We start from the raw sequence: 21986 nt of genomic DNA, 5'->3' as shown, positions 1-21986 counted from the left end.
CTCGCAAGAGGCCGTCGCTTTGCCAGAACCTCCACCCCCAACCCCCTCCTCCTCCCGCTCGCGATGGTTGGCCTCGATTGACCAACATTTCCAGCCGCGGCGGCAAGAGGAGGGGCTCCGGAACGATCGTGTAACCTACGGTTATGCCGTTGTTCTTGCCTTTGCTCATGGGACAGGCGCAGAATCCGTTTGCGCCGCCGGTTGCGTCGATGCACTATGCGCTCGACCGGACTTGCGACCTGACGCATCTCGCGATCAACTTAGATGTCGATTATCCGAACCGGGTCTTTACGGGCCACGCGGTCAACTTCTTGACGCCGCTTCGGAATGGGATCTCAGAGGTTCGGCTGATGGCGGGACCGGTCCTGCAGATTTCGCGGCTCACGGTGGATGGACAGCCGGCGAAATACCGGCGAGAGGGGCGGAACCTCTTTATCTCGACTCCCGGACTCAAGAAGGGGAAGCCGTTCCAGATCGCGATCGACTACAGCGCGAAGAACAGCCGAGCTCAGCCGTTCGGCGGGATGGGCGGGTTCCACTGGATCAATACTCGCGAGGGGCAGCCGGCAACGCGGGTCGGTTTTTGGACGCAAGGCGAAACCGAATTCAATAGCGATTGGGCGCCGACCTGGGACTATCCGAACGACCTGACCACGAGCGAAGAGACTTGCACGGTCCAAGCCGACTGGAATGTGATCGGAAACGGAACGCTCGTCTCGAATACGGTCAAAGGGAACCGGCGCACCTATCACTGGAAGATGACGCAGCCGCATGCAACCTACCTACTAACCTTGGTGGGGGGACCGCTCGACATCAAGCGGGACAAGTGGCAGGGGGTCGACCTCTGGTACGTCGTTCCTCGCGGCGAGGCGAAGTATATCGACGACACGTTCGGGCACACGAAGGACATGCTGACGTTCTTCTCCGACTCGCTTGGCGTGAAATACGCATGGCCCAAGTACGCCCAGAACTTCATGTACGACTTCGGCGGCGGAATGGAGAACGTGAGCGCCACCACGCTGGGCGAGGGGTCGATCACGGAGGCGAGGGCGGGGTATTTCACCGCGGACTCGCTGCTCAGCCACGAGATGGCGCACCAGTGGTTCGGCGATCTGGTCACCTGCAAGGATTGGGGCGATACGTGGCTGAACGAGAGCTTTGCCTCGTTTATGGAGGCGTTCTACACGGAGCACTCGCGGAACGTGGGCGCCTACGTCGCCGAGATGGACGACAACATGGCCTCCTACTTCGCGGAGGCGCGACGCTATAAGCGGCCACTGTCAACGAAGATGTATCCGAACGGGGACGCGATGTTCGACTCGCACACCTATCCGAAAGGGGCGGTCATTTTGCATACGCTTCGCCGATTCTTGGGGGATGAGAACTTCCTAGCGGTGCTGAACCTGTACCTGCGGACTTGGAGGCACACTCCGGTGGAGAGCGCGCAACTTCGGCGGGCGATGACCGAGGCGACCGGGATCAACGTGGAGCCGTTCTGGGCGCAGTGGATCGAGAAGCCGGGGCACCCGGTGCTCGATTACACCTGGAAGCAGGAAGGGGGCAAGACGTTGCTCACGGTAAAGCAGACCCAGAATACGGCGGACGGAACGCCGGTTTACGACATCCCGGCGAAAGCTGGCGTGATCTCGGGTGGGGTCATGACGCGCTATCCGGTGCATCTGTCCAAGGTCGAGGAGACGTTCGAGCTTCCGGTGACGGGGACCGTACAAGCGGTGGTCCTAGACCCGGATCACGATTTTCTGCGCGAGATTCCGAACCTGCATTGGTCCCCTGCCGAGCTTCCGGCGATCTTGGCGGCCTCGCCGAGCGGAAGCGACCGGACCACCGCAATGCGGCGGATGCTGAGCGACTCACCGAGCGACGCCACGGTTCAAGCGGTGGTCGCGGCAGTCAGGGCGGATAACGGTCCGTTCCCTTCGATCCGCACCATCGCCCCGCTGGCGGGGCTCGAACGCGCCGATCTTCGACCGCTGTTTACGGAGTTGCTCGGCCACCCGAACTTCGGTCGACGGGCGGAGGCGGTGTTGGCGCTCGGGCGGCTGCCGCAGGATCAGGACACGACGCGGCGGCTTCGCGAGTTGGTGAACCCGCAAGCGCCGATCCAGGTCGTGACGAACGCAATCCAGGTTCTGGCGAAGTGGGACGCCATAGGGAACGCGGACGTGTTTAAGAAAGCGCTCCTGATTCCCTCTCGCTTCGACCGTATCAAGCGGGCGGCTCAGAACGCGCTGGACGGGTAACGTCGGCGCTCGTGCCGATGATTTTTTTCGAATCATCGGCGCGATGTGACACGGGTTAGACAGAGAGGGTTCGCACTCGGGCGGGCCGCCCGTGCCACGGTTCGAGTTCATCGGCGGGACGCCGACGCTACTGGGCGCCGAACATTGGTTGCTCGGCGGCGACCCACAGGCCGTCGCGGTATTTCAGCATGCTACGTCCGTCGCGCGAGACGCCTTCTCCGTCGATGTACCGGACTCTGGGGTCGGGGGTTTTGCCCAGGAGCGCAGGGTAGGGCCGGTAGTTTGGGGTGATTCGGTTAGCGCCGCCGGAGAAAGCGGTGAGCCTCGCCCCGCCCACAACTTCGAATAGCACCGGGTTCTTTTGGGCGTCGTTCTTGATGTCGTTATTGAAGGCGAAAACTTGGCCCTGCGGAGTGTCCATGAGCACGATCGGGGAGGCGAATGGGGTGGCGATCGTGTTGTTCAGCAGGAAAAGCGAGCCGTTTCGCTTGCCGTGCTCCTGACCGAAGTGGACGACGTTCCGGTTGCCGGCGGCGTCGGGGTTCATCCCGATGACGTTGCCGATGAGGGCCGCGTTGGAATTCGGGCCTTCGGTGTACCAAGAATCGACGAGATCGATGGCGCGGTTGTCGCCGCCGTAGATGTGGCAGGAACGGATCAGGGTGAAGTGGGCGCGGCTCTTCACGTTGTGGCCGGTAAGCGCGCCGTAGATTTCGCTGGCAAACAGAGTGACGGATGCGCCGCCAAGGTAGAGGTTATGGTTCTGACCGGGCTCTGCGGCGGAGCCGTTTTCGTGAATTCGGCAGAGGGTGATTTCTTGGTGTTCGGCAGCCCGCGAGTCGCCGTCCTTGCCGTTCGACATGATCCCCATGTCGTTGTGGTGGATGTCGCAATTCTCGACTGTTGCGTTTCGCGCGGCGTTGATCCGGATGCCGGCGCCGTTGTGGGATTGATTGTGAGCGCCCCGGAGCTCGAAACCGGTGATCGTTACCCCCTCCGCTTCCGGGTCGATCTGAAAGATTGCCCGCGGGGTGGCACCGACGCCGCTGTATTCGAATCCTTCGCCGTCGATCGCCACCCGCTTCTTGCCCAGGCCGTGGATCGTTAGGTGCGACGTGGTGATCCTTACCGCGGTTCGCGAGTAGCCCTCAGGGCGCGGCCAGACTTCGATCGTATCGCCCGGCTTGGCGGCAGCGACGGCGTCCTCGATTCGCGAGAACGGTTTGTGTTCGCCGACCGAGAGGAGGTTGGATTGAGCGAGCAAGAGGGCCAGTAGGGCGACCATCGCTTTACTGACGGACAGGGGCATTGTGGGGTGTCCGGCGTTTTCGATCATCGGCGCGAACGGGTTTTCTTGGCGACCACTCAGGGCTCTTCGCGGTTGGGGTTCTCTTTACCAGGCTTCATTTAGTGTGCCCATTCGGTTGTCCTTCGCTGAGGACTCCGGTCGCGAATAGCTTGGTTCGTAGCATTGGGTGAGCCGGGCGGGACGCCCGGGGTCCAGGTGGCGGACGGGACGTCCGCGCTCCGGCGGCTTTTCATATCGATAGGGTGCTGTCGGCGCCTTCGATCATGTTTTGTGGGCGGAATTACGGCGAGGCGATGTCGCCTTTGGCGGAATAGGCGAGGATGCGTTGGTATTCGCCCCAGACGCGGGCGCGGCCGAGGGGGGTGGTCGTCCAGTTATTTCGGGTGACAAGGATGTCGCCGTAGTAGGCGTCGACGGTAAGGCAATGGATCGGAATTTCGGGGAAGAAGCGGCGGAGGGTTAGGAGGCAGCGGCCGCTGTGGTGGGCCTTGGCGGCAAGAAGGATGTTGGAGACGCCTTGGAGTAGAGGCAGGCTCATTTCGACGTCTTCCAGCGTGTTGTTCGACCGGTTCATGACGGCGATGCGGTCCTCCGGAGCGCCGTGGGCGAGGAGCTTTTCGCGCATTTCGTCGGCGATCGGAAGGCCGCGGTCGTAGACGCTGGGTCCGATATATCCGGTTAGGATCGCTCTTTCGCAGTCGCCGTCCCGGAGCATGCGGGCCATCGTCTCCCAATCGCCTTGCACCGTGCCGAAGACGAACAGGACCTCCGAGGGGCGGGGGTCTGACCCGATGAAGACGAGACGGGTTATCTGCTCGATTTCATGGGGCGACAGTTCGGGCACTTCTCCCTCCCGGGGAATCGAGAGACTGGCTTCGTACGCCTCGAAGCTGGAGAAAGCCATGTTAGAGCAACGCTTGCCGGAGGGTGGCGAGTGCCTGCTGAGTGGCTCGGCGGCGAATATCTTCCCGGAGACCTCGATATCGCTGCTCCTGGACGGTGACGCCGTTTGGGGTGGCGAGGGCGATGAAGGTCAGGCCGATCGGGCGATCTCCCGCGTCGGCGGTAGGGCCGGCGTTCCCGGTGATCGCCAAGGCGTAGGTGGATCCGAATGCACGTTGGGCGCCTAGCGCCATCGCCTCGGCGACTTCCCCGCTCACCGGCCCAGCCGAAGCGAGGAGCGCCGAATCGACTCCAAGCGCGGCTTGTTTGGCGGCGACGCTGTAGGCGACCGCGCCACCAACCACCGCGGCGGAAGCGCCGGGCACGGCGGTGAGACGGGCGGCAAGTTCGCCGCCGGTCATGCTCTCGGCGACGGCGATCGTTTCGCCGCGCTCCTTCAGCATCGCGATCACGGCAGCTTCCAAGGTCGTTTCATCAGTGCCGTAGAGGTGGTGTCCGAGGGCGCGGCGGATCTCGTCTTCCAGAGGGTCGAGCATTCGATCGGCATCCTCCCGCGTTGCCGCGCGAGCCGTGATCCGCAGGTGGACCTCCCCAGTGTGCGCGTAAGGCGCCACCGTGGGGTTTTCGGCGTCCATCAGGGCGCGTACGCGCTCTTCGACGTGGCTCTCGCCCATGCCGATGATCCGCAGGGTGCGAGAGTGGATGACGCCGGCGCCCTGGATCGTCTCCAGGTAGTCCTTCACTGGGCCGTACGCCATCGGGTCGAACTCCCCTTTGGGTCCGGGAAGGCCGATCACGATTTTTCCGTTTTTCTCACAGAGGAGACCGGGGGCGGTGCCGTTCGGGTTGTCGATCAGGCGGGCGGAGGTCGGCTTCTCGGCTTGGCGGGCGATCGACTCGGTCCAGCGGATATTTCGCGACGAGAAGAATTCGCGGAGCTTGGCCTCCATCTCGGGCACCTTCTCCAGCTCGTCGCCGAGGGCGGCGGCAATGGCGTCTCGGGTGAGGTCGTCGACGGTGGGGCCGAGACCGCCGATGGTGATCAGCACATCGGCGCGCTCAAGCGCTTCTTTGAGCGCGGATACGAGCCGATCCCAGTTGTCGCCGATGGTCGTTCGGCGGGTGCACCCGATCCCGCACTCGGCGAGAATCCGCGCCATTACCGGCGCGTGAGTGTCCACGATTTGCCCAAGAAGGAGCTCGGTTCCGACGGAAACGATTTCGGCGGTCATGTCGCCTATAGTGCCGCAAAATCCTCCTGGGTTTCCGTTCTGTTCGTTGTTCGATTATTTATGAACTTTATGAGTTGGATGTGGTATTATGATCGAATGGAAGGGATGAGCAGGGAGTTTAGGAGGCAACAGTTGGATCGGCAACTCATGCCGTTTGGGCCGCTTGTTGCCGCTCCTACGCCCGCGGGTGGCTGGGTCCGGGCGATCCGGGAGGCGCTGGGGATGAGCCTCCAGACGTTCTCTACTCGGATGGGGCTGACTTCGCGGTCGACGGCGCTTCAGATCGAACAGGCGGAGGTCGAGGGTTCGATCACGGTCAAGCGGCTGCGGGCGGCGGCCGACGCGCTCGGCTGCGATGTGGCGATCGTGTTTGTGCCTCGGATTCCGCTGACCCAAATGACAGAGGAAAGAGCGCGCGAAAAGGCGGAAGAGCGAGTGAAGCGAGTGGGACATTCCATGGTGATGGAGTCCCAGGGAGTGTATGGCTCCCGACTCGACGAGATTGTGGAACGGACTACCCGGGAGATCCTCTCCCGGGGGGATTCGCGGCTTTGGGATTGACGTTCGAGAATCCGGATGGCGCGACGCCTCTAGATTTGGACGAGGCCGGCGCGTTAATCCCATCGCTCTCCACTCAAGCCGAACTTAATGAATTCGAGTTCCTCAACATCGCGGAGGCGATCGACTGGGCGGAGCGGAGCCGCAAAATCAAAGCCGATCTGCTTCGCCCGGATACTCTCCGGCTGTTGCACAAGAGGATGTTCGGAAGGACTTGGCGATGGGCGGGGCAGTACCGGACCACGCAGAAGTCGATCGGCGTCGAAGCGTTCCGGATCTCGACCGAGCTGCTGAATCTGACCGAGGATGTGAAGTGCTGGCTAGAGTTTGGATCCTATCCCCGTGGGGAGATCGCGGCGCGGTTCCACCACCGTCTCGTGGTCATCCACCCGTTTCCCAACGGCAACGGTCGGCACGCCCGGTTGGCGACGGACCTTTTGTGCGAGCGCGAACGGTGGCCGCGTTCGCTGTGGGGAGCGGCCGAAGGGGTTGAGCCGGGGGAGGTTCGGAGTCGCTATCTGGATTCGTTACGGCAGGCGGACCGGCACGATTTGTCGGCGTTGATTTCGTTCATGGGTATAGACCCAGCGCCGGGCTAAAGGATTGATCGAGAGATTCTAACTCGGGCGGGCCGCCCGAAATACACACGGGCGAGCCGCCCGTGCCACGGTATCCTGTTTAGCCTATGCCTGAGTTGTTGCTCGAGGTTGGGTGCGAAGAGTTGCCGGCGACGTTTGTTCGCAAGGCGTACACCGATTTGCTGAACGGATTGACCGCGCTTCTTGGAGAGGCGGGGGTGCTGAACGGCGGCGGAACGGCGCTGGGGACTCCGCGGCGGCTGATCGTCTCGTTTCCCGATCTGTTGGCGCAGCAACCGGACTCGGTTAAGGAGCAACGGGGGCCGGCACTTAAGGCGGCGTTCGACGCGGACGGGAATCCGACGCCGGCTCTTCAGGGGTTCTGCCGGTCCCAGGGGATCGAGGTCGGCGACCTGCGAAGAGACGATCAGTACGTCTGGGTCACGAAGACGATCCCGGGGCGGCCGACGGCCGAGATCTTGAGCGAGGTGGTTCCCAAGGCCATTCGCGGTTTGGCGTTCGACAAGTCGATGCGCTGGGGTGCTAACCGGATGCGGTTTGCGCGGCCGATTCGCTGGATCTTGACGTCTTTCGGAGGCGAGGCGGTGCCGTTCGATATCGAAGGGGTTCCAAGCGGGCTCGAAAGCCGCGGACACCGCTTCTACTCACCGGAGCCGTTTCGCGCGACAACTTTTGGCGAGCTGGTCGACGGATTACGGTCTCGACAGGTGGAGCCAGACCCGGAACGTCGGCGCGAAACAATCTTGACCGGAGCCAAGGCGGTGGCACACGGGACGCCCGACCTTCCGAACGCGCTGGTGGATGAGAACACATTTCTTACCGAATGGCCGACGGCGATCCAGGGGACTTTCAGGGACGAATACTCGATCCTGCCGGTGCCAGTGCTGGTGACGGCAATGGCGAAGCACGAGAAGATGTTTCCGGTTCGCGATGCGGACGGGAAGCTCACCACTCGATTCGTCTTCATTCGCAATTCCGGGGAAGACGACACGGTGCGAGGCGGGTGCGAGTGGGTGTTGAACGCGCGCTTCAACGATGCCAAGTTCTTTTACGACGAAGACGCCAAGGCGTCGATGGACGTCTTTTTGGCGCGCACCGAGACGATCGTCTTTCAGGAGAAGTTGGGAACGGTTCGAAAGCGGGCGGAACGGTTGGTTCGACTCGCGGAGGCGGTCGCTCGGGCAACCGGCGCGGCAGAGAGCGAGGCGGCGAGCGCCCGGCAGGCCGCGGTTTACGCCAAAGCGGATTTGGCCAGCGGTCTCGTCGGTGAGTTGACTTCCCTTCAGGGGGTCATCGGCGCCGAGTACGCGCGACGGGAAGGGATGCCGGAATCGGTTGCGTGGGCGATCGAATCGCAATACGATCCGTCCCGGAACTATGGGCCGACGACGTCCGATCAGAGGGTTGCGGCGTATCTGGCGATGGCGGACCAGCTCGACAAGCTGGCCGGCTATTTGGGCCTCGGACTCGCGCCGAGCGGGTCGTCGGACCCGTACGCGCTTCGGCGAGCGGCCACGGTTTTGATCGAAACCGCCTGGGCTTGGCCGACGGCGTTGCCGAACTATGACGGGCTGTTTTCGGAAGCGCTGGCGGGGTTTGCCGAGCAGGGGGTGGAATTGAACGAGGCGGCAGCACGAGGAGCGCTGTACGACCTGTTTGCCTCTCGCTACTCGTCTCTTATGCCGGAGGTTCGATACGACGTTTTGGAGGCGGCGCTGCTGGATCCGGGGAGTGTGGCTTCGACGGCGCCGCAGGAGATCCGCTTCCGCACTCAGGTCCTGACTCGACTTGCCGAAGACGTGGCATTCGTTCAGACGGCCACGCGGCCGATGAACATCGTGCTGAACGCGCGGAAGAAAGGGATCGAGTACGGGGCGGAAGCTCCATTGCACCGGGTAGAGCATTCGGCGCTGGAGTCGGCGGAGGGGCTGGAGCTTCTGGAAGTTCTCGCCGAGCAGGAAGATGCACTTCGAAAGGCGGCGGGCGACCGGAACGAAGACGAGGTGATCCGTCTGCTGCGGCGTCTTGGCCAGCCGATCACGCGATTCTTCGACACCACGATGGTGATGGCGGACCAGCCGGACGTACGGTACGCGCGGCTGACGCTTCTGCACGGGGCGTCGCTGCAGTTGCTGACGGCGGGGGATTTCTCGAAGATCGTGATCGCGGGCGCTTCGGACGGTTCGTAGGGTCTCGCTCGCTTTGGCACGGCTTTTACTCGGGCGGGCCGCCCGAGATACACAGTTCCATTCTCTGGGGCGAGCCGCCCGTGCCACGTTGTAGGTGAATCATTCGCAGAATCAGCGAAAATGGGTTATGAGGGGAATTGGGTGTTGGGGCCTGGTGGCGTTGGGGGCCGTCGCGGCGGGGCAGAGTGGGTGGCAGCCTTCGAAAGCGGGAGTAGCTCGGTTCATTGTTGGGAAGGACGCACAGGTTTTGGAAAACGGGGCGATAATGGCCCGGGTGTCGGTGGCGAGGGGGTTGCGGCTGCTCAATGTTCGCAACAAGTGGACGAACGATCAAGCGCTCGCAGTAGATGAGCCGTTCTCGCTGATTCTGAAAGACGGAACACGGTACAAGGCGTCGCAGATTCAGCTAACGAGGCCGTTGCGGCGGATCCATGGAAATGGGTTCGAGGCGCTCGAAGCAGACCTCACGCCGGATGGCGGCCATCTGCAGATAAAGTGGCGGCTATCGCTTCGGAATGGTGGCCACTATTTGCGCCAAGAGGCGACGTTCTCCGCGGTGGACCACGATGTGGACATCCGGCAGGTGACTCTGGGAGCGGGAGCGGGTACTGCCACGACAGTCGGGACCGTCCCCGGCTCGCCGATTGTTGCCGGCAACTACTTCGCGGGGCTCGAGCACCCAATGAGCGCCAACGAAGGGGGTGCGGGCTGGCATCTGAGTATGGAGCGGAAGATTCCGATTCGGGCAGGGCAGTCGATCACCTACTCGTCGGTCATCGGCGTCGCTCCGGTGGGTCAGATGAGGCGAGCGGTGCAGAGCTACCTGGAACGGGAGCGGCCACGGAAGTACGAGCCTTTTCTCCACTACAACTCTTGGTACGACCTTGGATTTTTCACCAAATTCACGGCCGAGGAGTGCGTGAACCGGATCAATACCTTCGGACAGGAGTTGGTGAAGAGGCGCGGCGTGAAGCTTCAGTCGTTCTTGTTCGACGACGGGTGGGACGACACTTCGACGGTTTGGAAGTTCCATTCGGGGTTTCCGCAGGGGTTCGAGCCGCTTCGGCAGGCGGCGGCGCAGTACGGCGCGGCGCCGGGGATCTGGCTCTCTCCATGGGGCGGCTACGGCGGGCCGCGAAACCAGCGGCTGGCAACCGGACGAAAGGTCGGGATGGAGATCGATTCGCAAGGGTATGCGCTCTCCGGGCCGAAGTACTACGCGCGGTTCCACGAGGTGTGTCTCGACTTGGTGCGGCGCTATGGGATCAACCAGTTCAAGTTCGATGGCACGGGGAGTCCGGACAAGCAGTACCCGGGCTCGGCGTTCGCCAGTGACTTCGAGGCGGCGATCAGCCTGATCCACGACCTGCGAGAGGCGAAGCCGGGTTTATTCATTAACCTCACAACCGGCACCTGGCCGTCGCCGTTTTGGACCCGATATGCGGATTCGATCTGGCGGGGCGGTTCGGACCACTCGTTCGCGGGCGTCGGTCCTTACCGGGAGCAGTGGATCACCTACCGCGACGGAGATACGTACCACGGGATCGTGCAGCGCGGTCCTCTCTATCCGATCAATTCGCTGATGGTGCACGGGCTGCTGTTCGCGCGGTCGGCGCAGAATCTCACCAACGACCCGGACGGACGGTTCCGCAACGAGATTCGGACGTACTTTGGGAGCGGAACCCAGCTTCAGGAGATGTACATTACGCCGGATCTGCTTTCGAAGCAGAACTGGGACAACGTCGCACAGTCGGCGAAATGGTCGTGGGCGAACCGCGACGTGCTGGTCGACAGCCACTGGGTCGGGGGCGACCCGAATAATCTCGAGGTGTACGGATGGGCGAGCTGGTCGCCGCGCAAGGCGATTTTGACGTTGCGCAATCCGAGCGATAAGGCGCAGGCGTTCTCGATCGAACCTTCACGGGTGTTCGAGCTTCCGCCGAGCGTGAAGGGGAGATGGGTGGCGAAGGACCCATACGGAGAGTCGTCAGGAATATCCATCGCCGTTGGGGCTTCGAAGGTGGTTGTCTTGAAGCCGTTTGAAGTCCGCTTGTTGGAAGGAGGGATTCGATGATTACCCTACTCGCCTTTGCTGCAATTCAGTCCAAACCTAGGATCGTAGTTGATGCCGCCTCTGCCGAGATGGCCCGGTCTTTGGCGACTTATTTAGGCCCAGATTACAACGTCGTCGATCGCAGTCGGGGTCGATCAGGGGCGATCATCGAAGCTCACCCTGACAAGCAACGGCACGGGATCGGAATTCTTTCATTTATGTATTCAACCTATCCCTTCCGGCCAGCTTTTTACCCTCTTGATCGGTTTGTTCCCGGTATTCGCCAAGCCATTCAGTCGAGCCTTGACTTCTATAGCGCGGTCTATGTTTGCGTCCAGCCCTCCTCGGCAAGCGACCCGCGCATAGAGACGGTGGTCGCCCCGTTGATTCGCCAAGCGGCTCGAGAGGCCGGAGCCCCGGTAATTGAGGTTTCTAGCGCCTCGGACTTCGCAGAAGCGGTAGGCGACGTGATCATCGACCGGCGGATCGAGAAGAAGAACTGGCGCCTCGTATCCGCCGACAGCCAACAGATCGACGAAGGACCGGCGGCCAATGCTATCGACGGGCGTTTGGAGACTTACTGGCACACCCAGTACGACCCGACCACCCCGAAGTATCCGCACGAGATCGTGGTAGATATGGGGCAGTCGACGTGGGTCGAGGGGTTCCGGTATGTGCCACGGCAGGACGGGGGCGTCAACGGAAGAGTTAAAGGGTTTGCCTTCTACCTGAGTGAAGATGGCAAGAAGTGGGGCGACCCGGTTTTGAAAGGTGAGTTCCCTAACACTACCAAGCCGACTCGGCTTCGGTTCGACCACTCCCAGAGCGCCCGCTACTTCCGCTTCGTCGCCCTTTCCGAAGTCAACAAAGGCCCGTGGGCCTCGGCGGCGGAGATTGATATTTTGAGGTCTCGAAAATGATTCTGCTCGCTATCCTAGCCATCAACGCCAACCCATATAGACTGCGGTGGCCTGCCACCGCTTTTAGCAGCGAGCCTGCGAGCGTTGCGACCGCCAGCCCAATTCACCGGTCGACGGGGAAGATCTGCGACCCCCTCCGGGGTCGGGGGTTCGGCGACGCTCTACCCGGGGTAGGAAACCCCGGGCTAATTTCTGTCACCTCTCCGAGGTGGCGAACGGAAGAAGGACTGTCCCTTCCTTCCAATATTGGTAGAGCAACGGAGGTACCTGCTGTAGCGGAACAGGGGCGGGCCGCCCCTGAGAACCACGGGCGAGCCGCCCGTGCCACGGATTCGGCCATGGGGGTGTTGCGGCGAACCATTGGACGGTCGGCGGAAGGTTTCGATCTCACACTTCTTCCTAAGCGGGCGGATGGGCTCGATGCGTTTACCGTCGAAGCCAAGAATGGTCGGGTGGCGGTGGCGGGGACGAGCGCGGTCGCGATCTGCCGGGGGGCGTATGAGTACTTGCGAGACGCATGCCATGTGCAGGTGAACTGGTCGGGGTCGAATGTGGCGATGCCGGGGCGGTTGCCCGACTATGCTCGCCGAACCGTCGTCTGTCCCAACCAGTACCGACACTACTTCAACATCTGCACCTTCGGCTATTCGGCGGTTTGGTGGGACTGGAAGCGGTGGCAGCACGAGGTCGACTGGATGGCGCTCCACGGCATCAACATGCCGCTGGCGCTGAACGGCCAGGAAAAGATTTGGCAGCGGGTGTTCCGCTCTTATGGTCTCCCCGACTCATCGATCTCGCGATTCTTCTCCGGGCCGGCGTTCTTGCCGTGGCACTGGATGGGGAACCTGAACGAGCACGGCGGGCCGATGCCGCAGAGCTGGATCGACGGGCAGGTGGCGCTTCAGAAGAAAATTCTCAAGCAGGAGCGAGAGCTTGGGATGACGCCGGTCGTTTCGGGATTCTCGGGGTTCGTGCCGGTCGATTTCGACAAGTATCAGCCGGGGGTCAAGCTCTCGAGCCCGACGGCTTGGGCGGGGTTCGCGCCGACCACGTTCGTAGACGTTCGCAATCCGAAGTTCGTGGAGATCGGTAAGCGATACATCACCGAGTATCGGAAAGAGTTCGGCACCGACCACTTCTACCTTTGCGATACGTTCAACGAGCAGAACCCGCAATTCTCGCCCGAGACCGAGAAAGAGGACCTGGCCGCCTGCGGGCGCTCGGTTTACGAGTCGATCCGGCAGGCCGATCCGCAAGGGACCTGGATCATGCAGGGTTGGCTGTTCTACAACGCGCGCGACTACTGGACGGTGCCCCGCGTGAACGCGCTCGTGAGCCAGGTGCCGAAGGGGCGGATGGTCGTGCTGGACCTCGCGACGAGCGAGTACCCGGTTTGGAAACACCAGCCGGCTGTCCGCGAGAACGGGTGGATCTATAACACGCTTCACAATTACGGCCAGAGCACCGGGCTCTTCGGCGCGCTGCAGTATTACGCCGATCATGCGACCGACGACCTGAACGACCCAACTCACGGGCGGATGCTGGGGATGGGGCTCACCATGGAGGGGATCGATCAGAACCCGGTGGTGTACGAGCTGATGACCGACCTGATGTGGCGGCGGGATCGGATCAACGTAAAGCGGTGGATCGGGGGGTATGCGCGCTCGCGTTATGGGGGCGAGACCAACAGCACGCGAGCGGCTTGGAGCTACCTGCTCGATTCGGTTTACAACAAGGATGCAAGCTGGGCCCGCGCGGCGTGGCGACAGCGGCCGAACCTAGGGGTTAGCCCCGGCATTTACGACATTCCATCGGTTCGGTTCGCGACGGTGATGCTCGATTCCGAGGCTGAGCGTTACGCGAAGAACCCGCTCTTTGAGCGGGACCTGGTCGACGTGGCCAAGACTTGGCTCGGCGGCCTTGCGGACGTCCATCTCGTTGCCGCCGTCGCGTCGTTCGACGACGACAAGGCGGGATACGAAAAGCACAAGACGATCTTTTTCGACCTCCTTCACGATATGGACCGGGTGATGGCGGTGCGGCCTGAGCACCGGCTCTCCACGTGGATTCGCGATGCGCGAAGCTGGGGTCGTACGCCGGAAGAGAAAGATCGAATGGAGTGGAACGCGCGGATGCAGGTTACGATCTGGGGCGGGCCGGTGCTGTACGACTATGCCAACAAGGAGTGGGCGGGGCTGAACGAAGATTTCCTTCGGCAGCGTTGGCAGCTCTTCTTCGATGCACTGGAAAAGGGCGGTTCGACTGGCAAGCTCAAGGCGCCCGATTACGCCAAGTGGGAAGAGGCTTGGACACGGCAAACCAATGCGCCGCGCGAATCCAAGCCCGAGCCGGTGGGGCCGATGGTGCGGGAGATGATCCACAAGTACGGCGGCGACGACGGCGATCTCGCGAAGCTGCTCGGGCTGAATACTGATCCCGGCATCGCAGTGGGGGCCAAGGTGCGCGACTCGGGCGGCACCGAGGGCAACGCTCGGCCGGAGTTGGCCGTAGATGGGCATATCGACACGGGTTACTGGGCGGCTTCGCCCGCCCCCCGGTGGTTGGAAATCGACCTCGGCCACGTTCGGCCCACCACCGGCGCCCGGATCTTCCCGTACTACGGAGACGGACGAAGCTATCTTTACCGAATCGAGGTGAGCGAGGATGGACAGAACTGGCGGACGGTGGCCGACGCTTCGGCGAACGAGCTATCCGCTACGATTCGCGGTCACGGGCACAAGTGGCCGTCGACGCCGACGCGGTTTCTCCGGGTGACGATGTTGCACAACTCGGCGAACGTCGGCGTTCACCTTTACGAAGTAAGAGTGTTCGACAACTAACCCGCCGTCCCTAGGGGGAAGCCGTGTCTCGGTTAATGGAGTTTTCCAGATAGCTCTTTTACCGCCGCGTTCTCGGCTTCCACGCGCTTCTGCTGGGCGTCGACCTCGGCCTGAGCAGAGTTGGTCTGGGTGGCGTAGGATCCCGAATCCTTCCTGACGCTGTCCGGGGTGGCAATTCCGAGGGTCTTTGCGCTGGCTTCCTGGCCGGGGGTCAACGAACCCGCGGGACTCGACCCCGGCTCCTGGCCGGCAGAGCATCCGGTCAGGGTAGCAAGGGCGAGCGCGGGAAGCGCGAGCCGGGAAATAGGTTTCACTACCTCTTGTATCGGTTGGCTAGCCAGTTCTCATCACCACACAGGCCGATGCTAGTTCAGCAGTTCGAGAGCTCTTGATCCAAGAAAATCTGGGCCACCCTGTTAGGAGTCAGCGGATCGAGCGACCGCTATTTTTATTTTCGGATTTGCCATTTTCCTAGCTTCCTGCTTACTTGGCTCCAGCCTGGTCGAGCAACAATCTTGAACCGCCTAGGTTCTCCATCCGTCTTGTCTCCAATGACTGGGTTCGCTCTATTGCGCTGGTTGCTCTTGCTCACCTTTGCAGCAGGCTGCCAGCAGTCGTCAGAAAACCCGCGGCGGCAGGCCCCGGAGAGGGCGGCTCTTTACCAGTGGTACGACACATTTGGTCGCCCAGAGCTCGCTTTGAAGCCGTTTGGGGAAATTCGGTACTACGAACCTGGGAATAAGAACCGGACTTACCAGCGCTCGGAATTTGGTTTCCTTCTAAGCCGGCAAGGAACGAGCTTCTCCGTTTGGGGACTTGGCGGGACAAGCATCCATTACCCGGATAGCAACCGGCCCGAGGGTTGGGAAGAAGCAACCTTTGACGAAAGGGATTTCAAGAGTTGGCTCCTCGGACAGAAGCAGCTATTGTCCCATCCTCCTCAAGGTTTCGATGGACCACAAATTTACGGGTTGGGATTCGCATGGAGTGGAGACGCGTTCGTGCTCGCAAGGTTGGCCGACTTGCGCGGATTGACTGATTTGGCAAATTGGTTTTATGCCGAGGCAAAGAACCATCTGGAGTGGGAACCAGAGGGAGCCAGAGGGCTTTCATTTGAAAACCAGGTCAAGTTTCACTTCGCCGAAAGCCAAATCGACCGCGTCAAGAGAAAGTTCGCGGACCTCTCTGCGCCTCGGTCTGAGATTTTGACCGACCTAGAGCAGTTTCTAGCTCGGTTTCCCGATTCGACCTATCGGCAAGAAGCAGAAGGCTACGCTCGCGACCTCAGGCCGATGGTCGCCGAAGATGCGGTACGAAAGCCGCTGACCGACGTTCAACTTGCCCAGCTCGCTCCCGCTACCAAGGCCAAGGAGTTGGTGTGGCAGCTCCGCAACCAAACCGGTCATCAGCAGATGGAACCGGGGTATGTCGACGTATTCGCGGCTTCCTTCATAGAGGAAGAGACCCCGGCCCAAAAGCTGGTCAAGCTCGGATTCAACGCGATGCCGGCTTTGATTGCGGGACTAGACGATCGCACCCTGACCCGGACCGTGGAAGGAGGGATGCATAACATACGGCCGAAGGTGTTGAGGATCCGGGACGCGGCGATGCAAATCATTCCCAAGATTGCAAACCGGCGCTTCGACGACGGGCCTGGGAACTGGAACGCTTCGGAATCAGCCCTTTTGAACTTTAAGATCCAAGTTAAGAAATGGTGGAGTTCATTTCAGACGGAAGGCGAAGAGGCGGTCTTGGTTCGGTCAGTTTCCTCCGGCGGTTCATACTCCTACGAGCAAGCTCACCGCCTTGTCGAAGCATATCCAAAGTCGGCATTTGCCGCAATCAAGGCGGGATTCGCCAAATCCGACCGGTATGGGGCGCCGAGCTTGCTCCGCGATCTTGCCTTGCTCGACACTCCGGAGTCAAGAGCTTTTCTTCGCTACGAACTGCTTCACGGAGGGTCATCGGAGGTCCGTTTAGCCGCAGCAGAAGGGGTCCAGAAATTCGACTCGCATGCCGCGACCGAAGCAATGCTTGGCGAGTGGAAGAAATCCGCCAAGATGTCGGAATCACGCGAACTAGCAAGATTCCTTGCCACGAGCTATTCACCTCAAGTCATCAATTCCATCGCCCCCAACTTTCAAAGGATTTCGCCAGAGTTGCGGATGGAGTTTATCGAGAGCTTGAATCCGATCCTTACCTCGGAAGACCCCGAATATAAGAAGCACGACAAGAAAGAACTAAACGAATTCGAGACCCTTTGCGAAGCCTTACTTGTTAGAGAGTTGACCGATTTTGACGTTGTTTATGGAACGTCAGGTTTATGGGGCGACTTCAGCTTCGCAAATCCAGCGATACGCGAACTTGCAGCGTACACTCTTCATGGCTACTGGCCCCAAAAATACGCCTTCCGCCAGTCCGGGTCGAAGCATCGGCAAGATGCTCTTTACGTCGAGAATATCAATGGATGGCGCAAAGAGAATGGCTTGCCGCCGCTTCCGTTGCCGGCTCGGCCCTCGATCGTCGAAGCATCTCCGTCCTTGCTCCTGCCGCTTTTCCGACGCCTGCCCGGCAATAAAGCTGCCGAGGCCAAGGTGATTGCGATCGGGCTGCCGGCGCTGAGTCCGCTTGTTCGGCATCAGAAGTCGCTTCCGATTCTCGAAGCGGCGAAATTGGAGCCGCTGGTCGTCCTCATGTCCAACATCGTCCGCACGGTTCATATATCGGGAGATCCTCAGGCAGCCAAACTTTGGGCCAATAAAGTCAGAGCCTTGACTGGAAAAACTCTCACTGCTGGACGATACGGCGCGCTGCTCAACGAATTCATCGGCTTCAAGCCGATTCAACGTCGAGGCGTACGGTTCACGGTAAATCGCGACGATGACTCGAAGGGAATCGAGATCTCCGTTGACTTTGGCTTTGTCGATAGGAGCAGTTCAGGGAGTGGCGTCGGTTATCAAGAATCGGTACAGGTCGGAGGAAACAACATCGGCGGAATCTCCGGAAGTTCGAGCGGTGGGTCAGCTATCGGCTATCAGCTGATGCGCCATTTCTCCCAGGCGTTCTCCGCCCCCTACAACGTGCCGTTTTCGATCTCAATGGCCATCGAACGGCGCCTCTGAGGTCTATCCACCCTCCACGGAGGTGGAGGGCTGGCTTATCTGAATAGGTTAGGTGATGCCGGTCTGGAGAGCGGCGCTCCATCCGGACTCCCTCACCCCCAACCCCCTCTCCCTCGTTCGGCACATACATCCGAAGGAGGGAGAGGGGCTCCGGAGGTTCAACTAGCGTGTCAGCAGGCCGGCGTCGAGGATGAACTCGGAGCCGGTGATGAAGCGGGCTCGGTCGCTGGCGAGGAAGAGGACGGCGTTGGCTACGTCTTCGGGCTCGATCCAGGGGACCGGGAGGAGGTTGCCAGCGCTTCGTTCGGCGATTTCTTGGGGGGTGGCTCCCTCGAGCCAGGCAAGGCCGTCGTTGAGGGGGGTGTTGACGCCGGTGGGGTGGATCGAGACGACGCGGATATTGTGGGGGGCGAGCTCGATCGCCCAGGACTTAGTCAGACCAGTGAGGCCCCACTTTGAGGCGGCGTAGTGGCCCAGGCGGCCCATACCACGTAGACCGGCGATGGAAGAGTTGTTGACGATGACTCCGCTCTTGCGCTCGATGAGGTGCGGGATCACGCGCCGGGCGACCAGCCAAGGGCCTTTGAGGTTGATGTCGATCATCGCGTCCCAGGCCTCTTCGGTCAACTCGTGCGCCATTCCGTAGCCGCAAATTCCAGCGTTGTTGAAGAGGATGTCGATTTGACCGAACCGGGCGATGGCGCCGTCCACGGCAGCGGTAATCGCCTTGTCGTCGCGGACGTCGCCGGAAAATACCAGGGCCTCACCGCCAAGATCTTCGACCGCCTCCTTTAGGGAAGCGAGCTCATCGGACGTCCCCATAGCGTAGCCGGGGTATTCGAGCGGTTTGGCCACGTCGTACCCGACGATACGGGCCCCTTCCCCGGCAAAGGCGAGGGCGGTGGCCCTTCCCTGCCCGTGGGCGGCGCCGGTGACGAAGAGGACCTTGCCCGCGAACTCTCCGGGCACTTACCGGACCTCGGCGTACGGCTGGAGGTATTCGTCCACTTCGACGCGCAAAGCGTTATTGACGATATTGGTCGCCACCATCATGCCGGCGAAGCCAACGAGGGCGACGATCTGGTCCTGAGTGAAATAGCGCGTGAGCGGCTCGTAGACCTCGTCGGCCACGTGCCGAGGATCGAAGCCGATGCTGCGGCCGAAGTTGACCAGCGCTTGCTCCCGATCGTCCAGCGTGGGAGCCGAAGGGTTTTCGCCGGCTTCGATCAGGACGCGGCGGAAGTAGTTCGTGCAGACCGGGCATTTGGTGGCGTGGGAGATCGCGTGGGCGAAAAGATCGAAGGCGCGAGGGGAGATAAAACCCAGCAAATGGTCCCGGAGCGGATACCACGTCATCAGCGCTTCGTAAGCCGGGAGCGATCGGAGCAGGGTGACCTTCATATTGGTCATCCGGCCGTACTGTTGGATTCCCCGGTCGAATGCCTCCCGGGCCTCCGGGGTCGCGGAATCGAGGTCGAGGGGTTCGACGCGTGCCATCGGCGCTAGCTTACAGTTTCTTGCCCGATTCGGTTGCGGCGTTAGGTCTATTCCGCGGCGTTATCGGGAGGGGTGGCTGGACCTCTCGTTTTGGCTCTAGGCGTCTACCGGGGGGTTCGACACGTTCTCGTACCGATGTATAGTGGTGCCTGGAGCCGATTTAACCGTAAATTATGCAGGTCACCACTCGTGAAATAATAAAGGCTGCAAGAGGTCGGCCCAGAGCTATGGCGGTTTCATCGCAAAGCCCTCAAAAGCGCCGGATTTGTCGATATCTAGTTTCCGCCCTTAATCGCCGTGAGCCCGTGAGTTAGCGGGCCTTGCTTCAGACTTTCCTTCTATGAGCTCCCCGTTCTACAACAGCCACCACTCTCCTATCGGAGCGTTTGCCACTTTGACGATCGGCCAGAAGGGGCAGACCGGCGGTTTGGGTCTAGAGCTCCCAGGTCCAGCCAACGAGGGGATCTACGTGGGAGTGGAGGACAGCGAGGGGGGCCGCTATCGAGCCCTGCCGTTCTTCCAAAGCAGTGAAGGTCGGGCCGAGGATTTCGACGTGGAGGGTCTGGCGGAATTCTCTCGTTCGCCGGCGATCGACCAGTTCCGGGGTGAGGAGATCGAGCGTACGATGGGCGCGGGGATCGATGAGTGGCGCGCGCGGGATCTCACATTTCGGCTCATTTCACCGTTGCGACCGGTCCCCGACCCGGACGTATGCGAGGTGGACGCCTTACGAGACGCGGTGACACCGGCTATCCTCGCCGAGATCACCGTCGATAATCGCCGCGGCGGTAAGGCCCGGCGAGCGTTTTTCGGTTATCAGGGCTCGGACCGGACCGTTGGAATGCGGTTGATCGACGAGGAGGGACTCGTGGGAGTTGCGCAACACACGACCACGGCGATCGCCACCGACGATCCGGGCGTGTACGCGGGAATCGCGTTTCAGGCTGAGAAGATCCTTCAACCTGATTGCGCGGAGAACCTCGCGTTTCTAGTTGGGAACCTCGGCTTGCTGGTGGGAACTGTCCAGCCAGGCGAAATCCGGACTTTCCGTTTCGCGATCGGCTTTTTCCGGGAAGGAACGGCGACCACCGGGCTAAAGACCCGATACCTGTATCGCCGCTTCTTCGACTCGATCGAGGAGGTGCTACGCCATGCGCTTGCCCGCTTCGACACCGTCTGCCGGGAGTCGGAAGGGTTCGATGCCCGTCTCCGACGACGGCTTTCGCCGGACCGAGCTTGGATGGCGGCACAGGCGATCCGGTCGTACTTCGGCTCGACGCAGTTACTGGAGCGGGAGGACGGCCGGCCTTTGTGGGTGGTCAACGAGGGCGAGTACCGAATGATGAACACGTTCGACTTAACGGTCGACCAGGCGTTCTTCGAGCTGGCGCTCAATCCGTGGACGGTGCGGAACGTGCTGGACCTGTTCGTGGAGCGGTACTCCTACATCGACGAGGTCCGCTTCCCGGGTTCGGACGAATCGCATCCGGGGGGGCTCGCCTTCACACACGACATGGGGGTGGCGAACGCCTTTTCCCGTCCCGGATATTCGGGTTACGAGCAGTCTCGGCTTAACGGGTGCTTCTCGTACATGAGCGCCGAGGAGCTGATGAACTGGGTGCTTACGGCGGGCCTCTACGACGCCTACACCCACGATTTCGCCTGGGCGGTCTCGCAGCGAGCGACTTTCCTCGCGGCTCTGACCTCCCTTATTAACCGCGACGATCCAGACCCGGCGGCGCGAAATGGCGTCATCGGCCTCGACGGCGCGCGATGCGAGGGTGGGAAGGAGATCACGACGTACGACAGCCTGGACGCATCGCTGGGGCAGGCGCGCAATAGCTTGTATCTGGCGGTCAAAGGCTGGGCCACTTACGTATTGCTCGAAAACGTTCTTCGCCGCCTCGACGAGCCCGAGGCGGCGGACGATGCGCGCGTCCAGGCGGACCGAGCGGTCCGTACGATTGCCGCAGCGGCGGATGCGGACGGCCTTTTGCCGGCAGTGATCGGGGAGGGGATCGAGGCTCGGACGATTCCGGCGATCGAGGCGCTCGTCTATCCGTTCGTGCTCGGCCTGCCGATCGATCCCGAATTGAAGAAGACGCTCGGCCGGCATTTGGAGGCGGTGCTCCGACCCGGGATCTGCAAGTTCGCGGATGGCGGATGGAAGCTCTCTTCGATGAGCCGAAACTCGTGGCTGAGCAAGATCTACCTTTGCCAGTTCGTCGCCGAGCGTGTCTTTGGCCACGCTCCCGATACGGAGGCCGACGGAGCCCACGCCGGTTGGCTGCGAAGCGAGGAGAACGCCTACTATGCCTGGAGCGACCAGATGCTCGCCGGAAGAGCGGTCGGGAGCCGCTACTATCCGCGGGGGGTCACCAGCGTGCTCTGGATCGCCGAGGGAGATCGGCCGCTCGACCAGGTCCGCGAACTGCTCGTAGGAGTTGGGGCAGTGGTTTGATCGCTTAAGAATTGCCTAGCCGACTCAATGAAGAGAAGGAAA

General features: G+C 61.4%; 15 protein-coding genes. 9 read left to right on the top strand and 6 right to left on the bottom strand.

What is annotated here, in order from left to right; all coding sequences use genetic code 11:
• Positions 1-143: 143 nt before the first annotated feature.
• The gene (locus OP10G_RS12730; RefSeq protein WP_025225502.1) at positions 144-2261 is read left to right on the top strand and encodes a M1 family metallopeptidase; all 2118 of its coding nucleotides are present in this window, start codon (positions 144-146) and stop codon (positions 2259-2261) included.
• Between the two features lie 127 nt (positions 2262-2388).
• On the opposite strand, the gene OP10G_RS12725 is transcribed toward OP10G_RS12730, so the two are convergent.
• The 3 genes from OP10G_RS12725 to OP10G_RS12715 form a co-directional block, all read right to left on the bottom strand.
• A complete protein-coding gene (locus OP10G_RS12725; protein ID WP_025225503.1) occupies positions 2389-3597 on the bottom strand; it encodes a right-handed parallel beta-helix repeat-containing protein in 1209 nt (402 codons plus the stop codon).
• A gap of 253 nt (positions 3598-3850) precedes the next feature.
• The gene (locus OP10G_RS24605) at positions 3851-4474 is read right to left on the bottom strand and encodes a YdcF family protein (protein ID WP_025225504.1); all 624 of its coding nucleotides are present in this window, start codon (positions 4472-4474) and stop codon (positions 3851-3853) included.
• Between the two features lies 1 nt (position 4475).
• Entirely contained in the window at positions 4476-5705 is a 1230-nt protein-coding gene (locus OP10G_RS12715) for a competence/damage-inducible protein A (RefSeq protein WP_025225505.1), read from the bottom strand.
• Between the two features lie 105 nt (positions 5706-5810).
• On the opposite strand from OP10G_RS12715, the gene OP10G_RS12710 reads away from it, so the two are divergent.
• From OP10G_RS12710 to OP10G_RS12685, 6 genes are all read left to right on the top strand, one after another.
• Entirely contained in the window at positions 5811-6266 is a 456-nt protein-coding gene (locus OP10G_RS12710) for a mobile mystery protein A (RefSeq protein WP_158409221.1), read from the top strand.
• Entirely contained in the window at positions 6263-6862 is a 600-nt protein-coding gene (locus OP10G_RS12705) for a mobile mystery protein B (protein WP_025225507.1), read from the top strand. Before OP10G_RS12710 ends, OP10G_RS12705 begins: the two co-directional genes overlap by 4 nt.
• A gap of 86 nt (positions 6863-6948) precedes the next feature.
• A complete protein-coding gene (gene glyS, locus OP10G_RS24600) occupies positions 6949-9051 on the top strand; it encodes a glycine--tRNA ligase subunit beta (RefSeq protein ID WP_025225508.1) in 2103 nt (700 codons plus the stop codon).
• Between the two features lie 127 nt (positions 9052-9178).
• Positions 9179-11125 carry an alpha-galactosidase gene (locus OP10G_RS12695; protein ID WP_144241135.1) on the top strand — a complete coding sequence of 649 codons (1947 nt, stop codon included), beginning with the start codon at positions 9179-9181 and terminating at the stop codon, positions 11123-11125.
• A 350-nt stretch (positions 11126-11475) separates the two neighbouring features.
• Positions 11476-12024, top strand: coding sequence for a discoidin domain-containing protein (locus OP10G_RS26855; protein ID WP_158409220.1), 549 nt, complete (start codon positions 11476-11478; stop codon positions 12022-12024).
• A gap of 338 nt (positions 12025-12362) precedes the next feature.
• On the top strand, positions 12363-14864 hold the full coding sequence (locus OP10G_RS12685) for an alpha-N-acetylglucosaminidase TIM-barrel domain-containing protein (RefSeq protein ID WP_025225511.1): 2502 nt from the start codon (positions 12363-12365) through the stop codon (positions 14862-14864).
• A gap of 32 nt (positions 14865-14896) precedes the next feature.
• On the opposite strand, the gene OP10G_RS12680 is transcribed toward OP10G_RS12685, so the two are convergent.
• On the bottom strand, positions 14897-15178 hold the full coding sequence (locus OP10G_RS12680) for a hypothetical protein (RefSeq protein ID WP_025225512.1): 282 nt from the start codon (positions 15176-15178) through the stop codon (positions 14897-14899).
• Positions 15179-15835: 657 nt separating this feature from the next.
• Between OP10G_RS12680 and OP10G_RS12675 the strand changes: the two genes are divergently transcribed.
• Positions 15836-17986: a hypothetical protein gene (locus tag OP10G_RS12675; RefSeq protein ID WP_144241134.1), complete on the top strand. Its 2151-nt coding sequence runs from the start codon at positions 15836-15838 to the stop codon at positions 17984-17986.
• A gap of 162 nt (positions 17987-18148) precedes the next feature.
• On the opposite strand, the gene OP10G_RS12670 is transcribed toward OP10G_RS12675, so the two are convergent.
• Together OP10G_RS12670 and OP10G_RS12665 are read right to left on the bottom strand one after the other, a co-directional pair.
• Entirely contained in the window at positions 18149-18955 is an 807-nt protein-coding gene (locus OP10G_RS12670) for a mycofactocin-coupled SDR family oxidoreductase (RefSeq protein ID WP_025225514.1), read from the bottom strand.
• The gene (locus OP10G_RS12665; RefSeq protein ID WP_025225515.1) at positions 18956-19483 is read right to left on the bottom strand and encodes a carboxymuconolactone decarboxylase family protein; all 528 of its coding nucleotides are present in this window, start codon (positions 19481-19483) and stop codon (positions 18956-18958) included.
• Between the two features lie 340 nt (positions 19484-19823).
• On the opposite strand from OP10G_RS12665, the gene OP10G_RS12660 reads away from it, so the two are divergent.
• Complete coding sequence (locus OP10G_RS12660; RefSeq protein WP_025225516.1) at positions 19824-21944, top strand: glycoside hydrolase family 52 protein; 2121 nt, start codon at positions 19824-19826, stop codon at positions 21942-21944.
• Positions 21945-21986: the final 42 nt, after the last annotated feature.

Origin of the sequence: Fimbriimonas ginsengisoli Gsoil 348 (assembly GCF_000724625.1) — a bacterium.
GTDB classification, from domain to species: Bacteria; Armatimonadota; Fimbriimonadia; order Fimbriimonadales; family Fimbriimonadaceae; genus Fimbriimonas; species Fimbriimonas ginsengisoli.
The sequence above is the reverse complement of the archived record's forward strand: the minus strand, read 5'-3'. Positions and strand labels throughout refer to the sequence as shown.

What these genes read in the sequence shown, in the direction of transcription:
- OP10G_RS12730 (WP_025225502.1), top strand. Translation starts at nt 144, where the DNA reads ATGCCGTTGTTCTTGCCTTTGCTCATGGGACAGGCGCAGAATCCGTTT.
- OP10G_RS12725 (WP_025225503.1), bottom strand. Translation starts at nt 3,597, where the DNA reads ATGATCGAAAACGCCGGACACCCCACAATGCCCCTGTCCGTCAGTAAA.
- OP10G_RS24605 (WP_025225504.1), bottom strand. Translation starts at nt 4,474, where the DNA reads ATGGCTTTCTCCAGCTTCGAGGCGTACGAAGCCAGTCTCTCGATTCCC.
- OP10G_RS12715 (WP_025225505.1), bottom strand. Translation starts at nt 5,705, where the DNA reads ATGACCGCCGAAATCGTTTCCGTCGGAACCGAGCTCCTTCTTGGGCAA.
- OP10G_RS12710 (WP_158409221.1), top strand. Translation starts at nt 5,811, where the DNA reads ATGAGCAGGGAGTTTAGGAGGCAACAGTTGGATCGGCAACTCATGCCG.
- glyS (WP_025225508.1), top strand. Translation starts at nt 6,949, where the DNA reads ATGCCTGAGTTGTTGCTCGAGGTTGGGTGCGAAGAGTTGCCGGCGACG.
- OP10G_RS12695 (WP_144241135.1), top strand. Translation starts at nt 9,179, where the DNA reads ATGAGGGGAATTGGGTGTTGGGGCCTGGTGGCGTTGGGGGCCGTCGCG.
- OP10G_RS12685 (WP_025225511.1), top strand. Translation starts at nt 12,363, where the DNA reads ATGGGGGTGTTGCGGCGAACCATTGGACGGTCGGCGGAAGGTTTCGAT.
- OP10G_RS12665 (WP_025225515.1), bottom strand. Translation starts at nt 19,483, where the DNA reads ATGGCACGCGTCGAACCCCTCGACCTCGATTCCGCGACCCCGGAGGCC.
- OP10G_RS12660 (WP_025225516.1), top strand. Translation starts at nt 19,824, where the DNA reads ATGAGCTCCCCGTTCTACAACAGCCACCACTCTCCTATCGGAGCGTTT.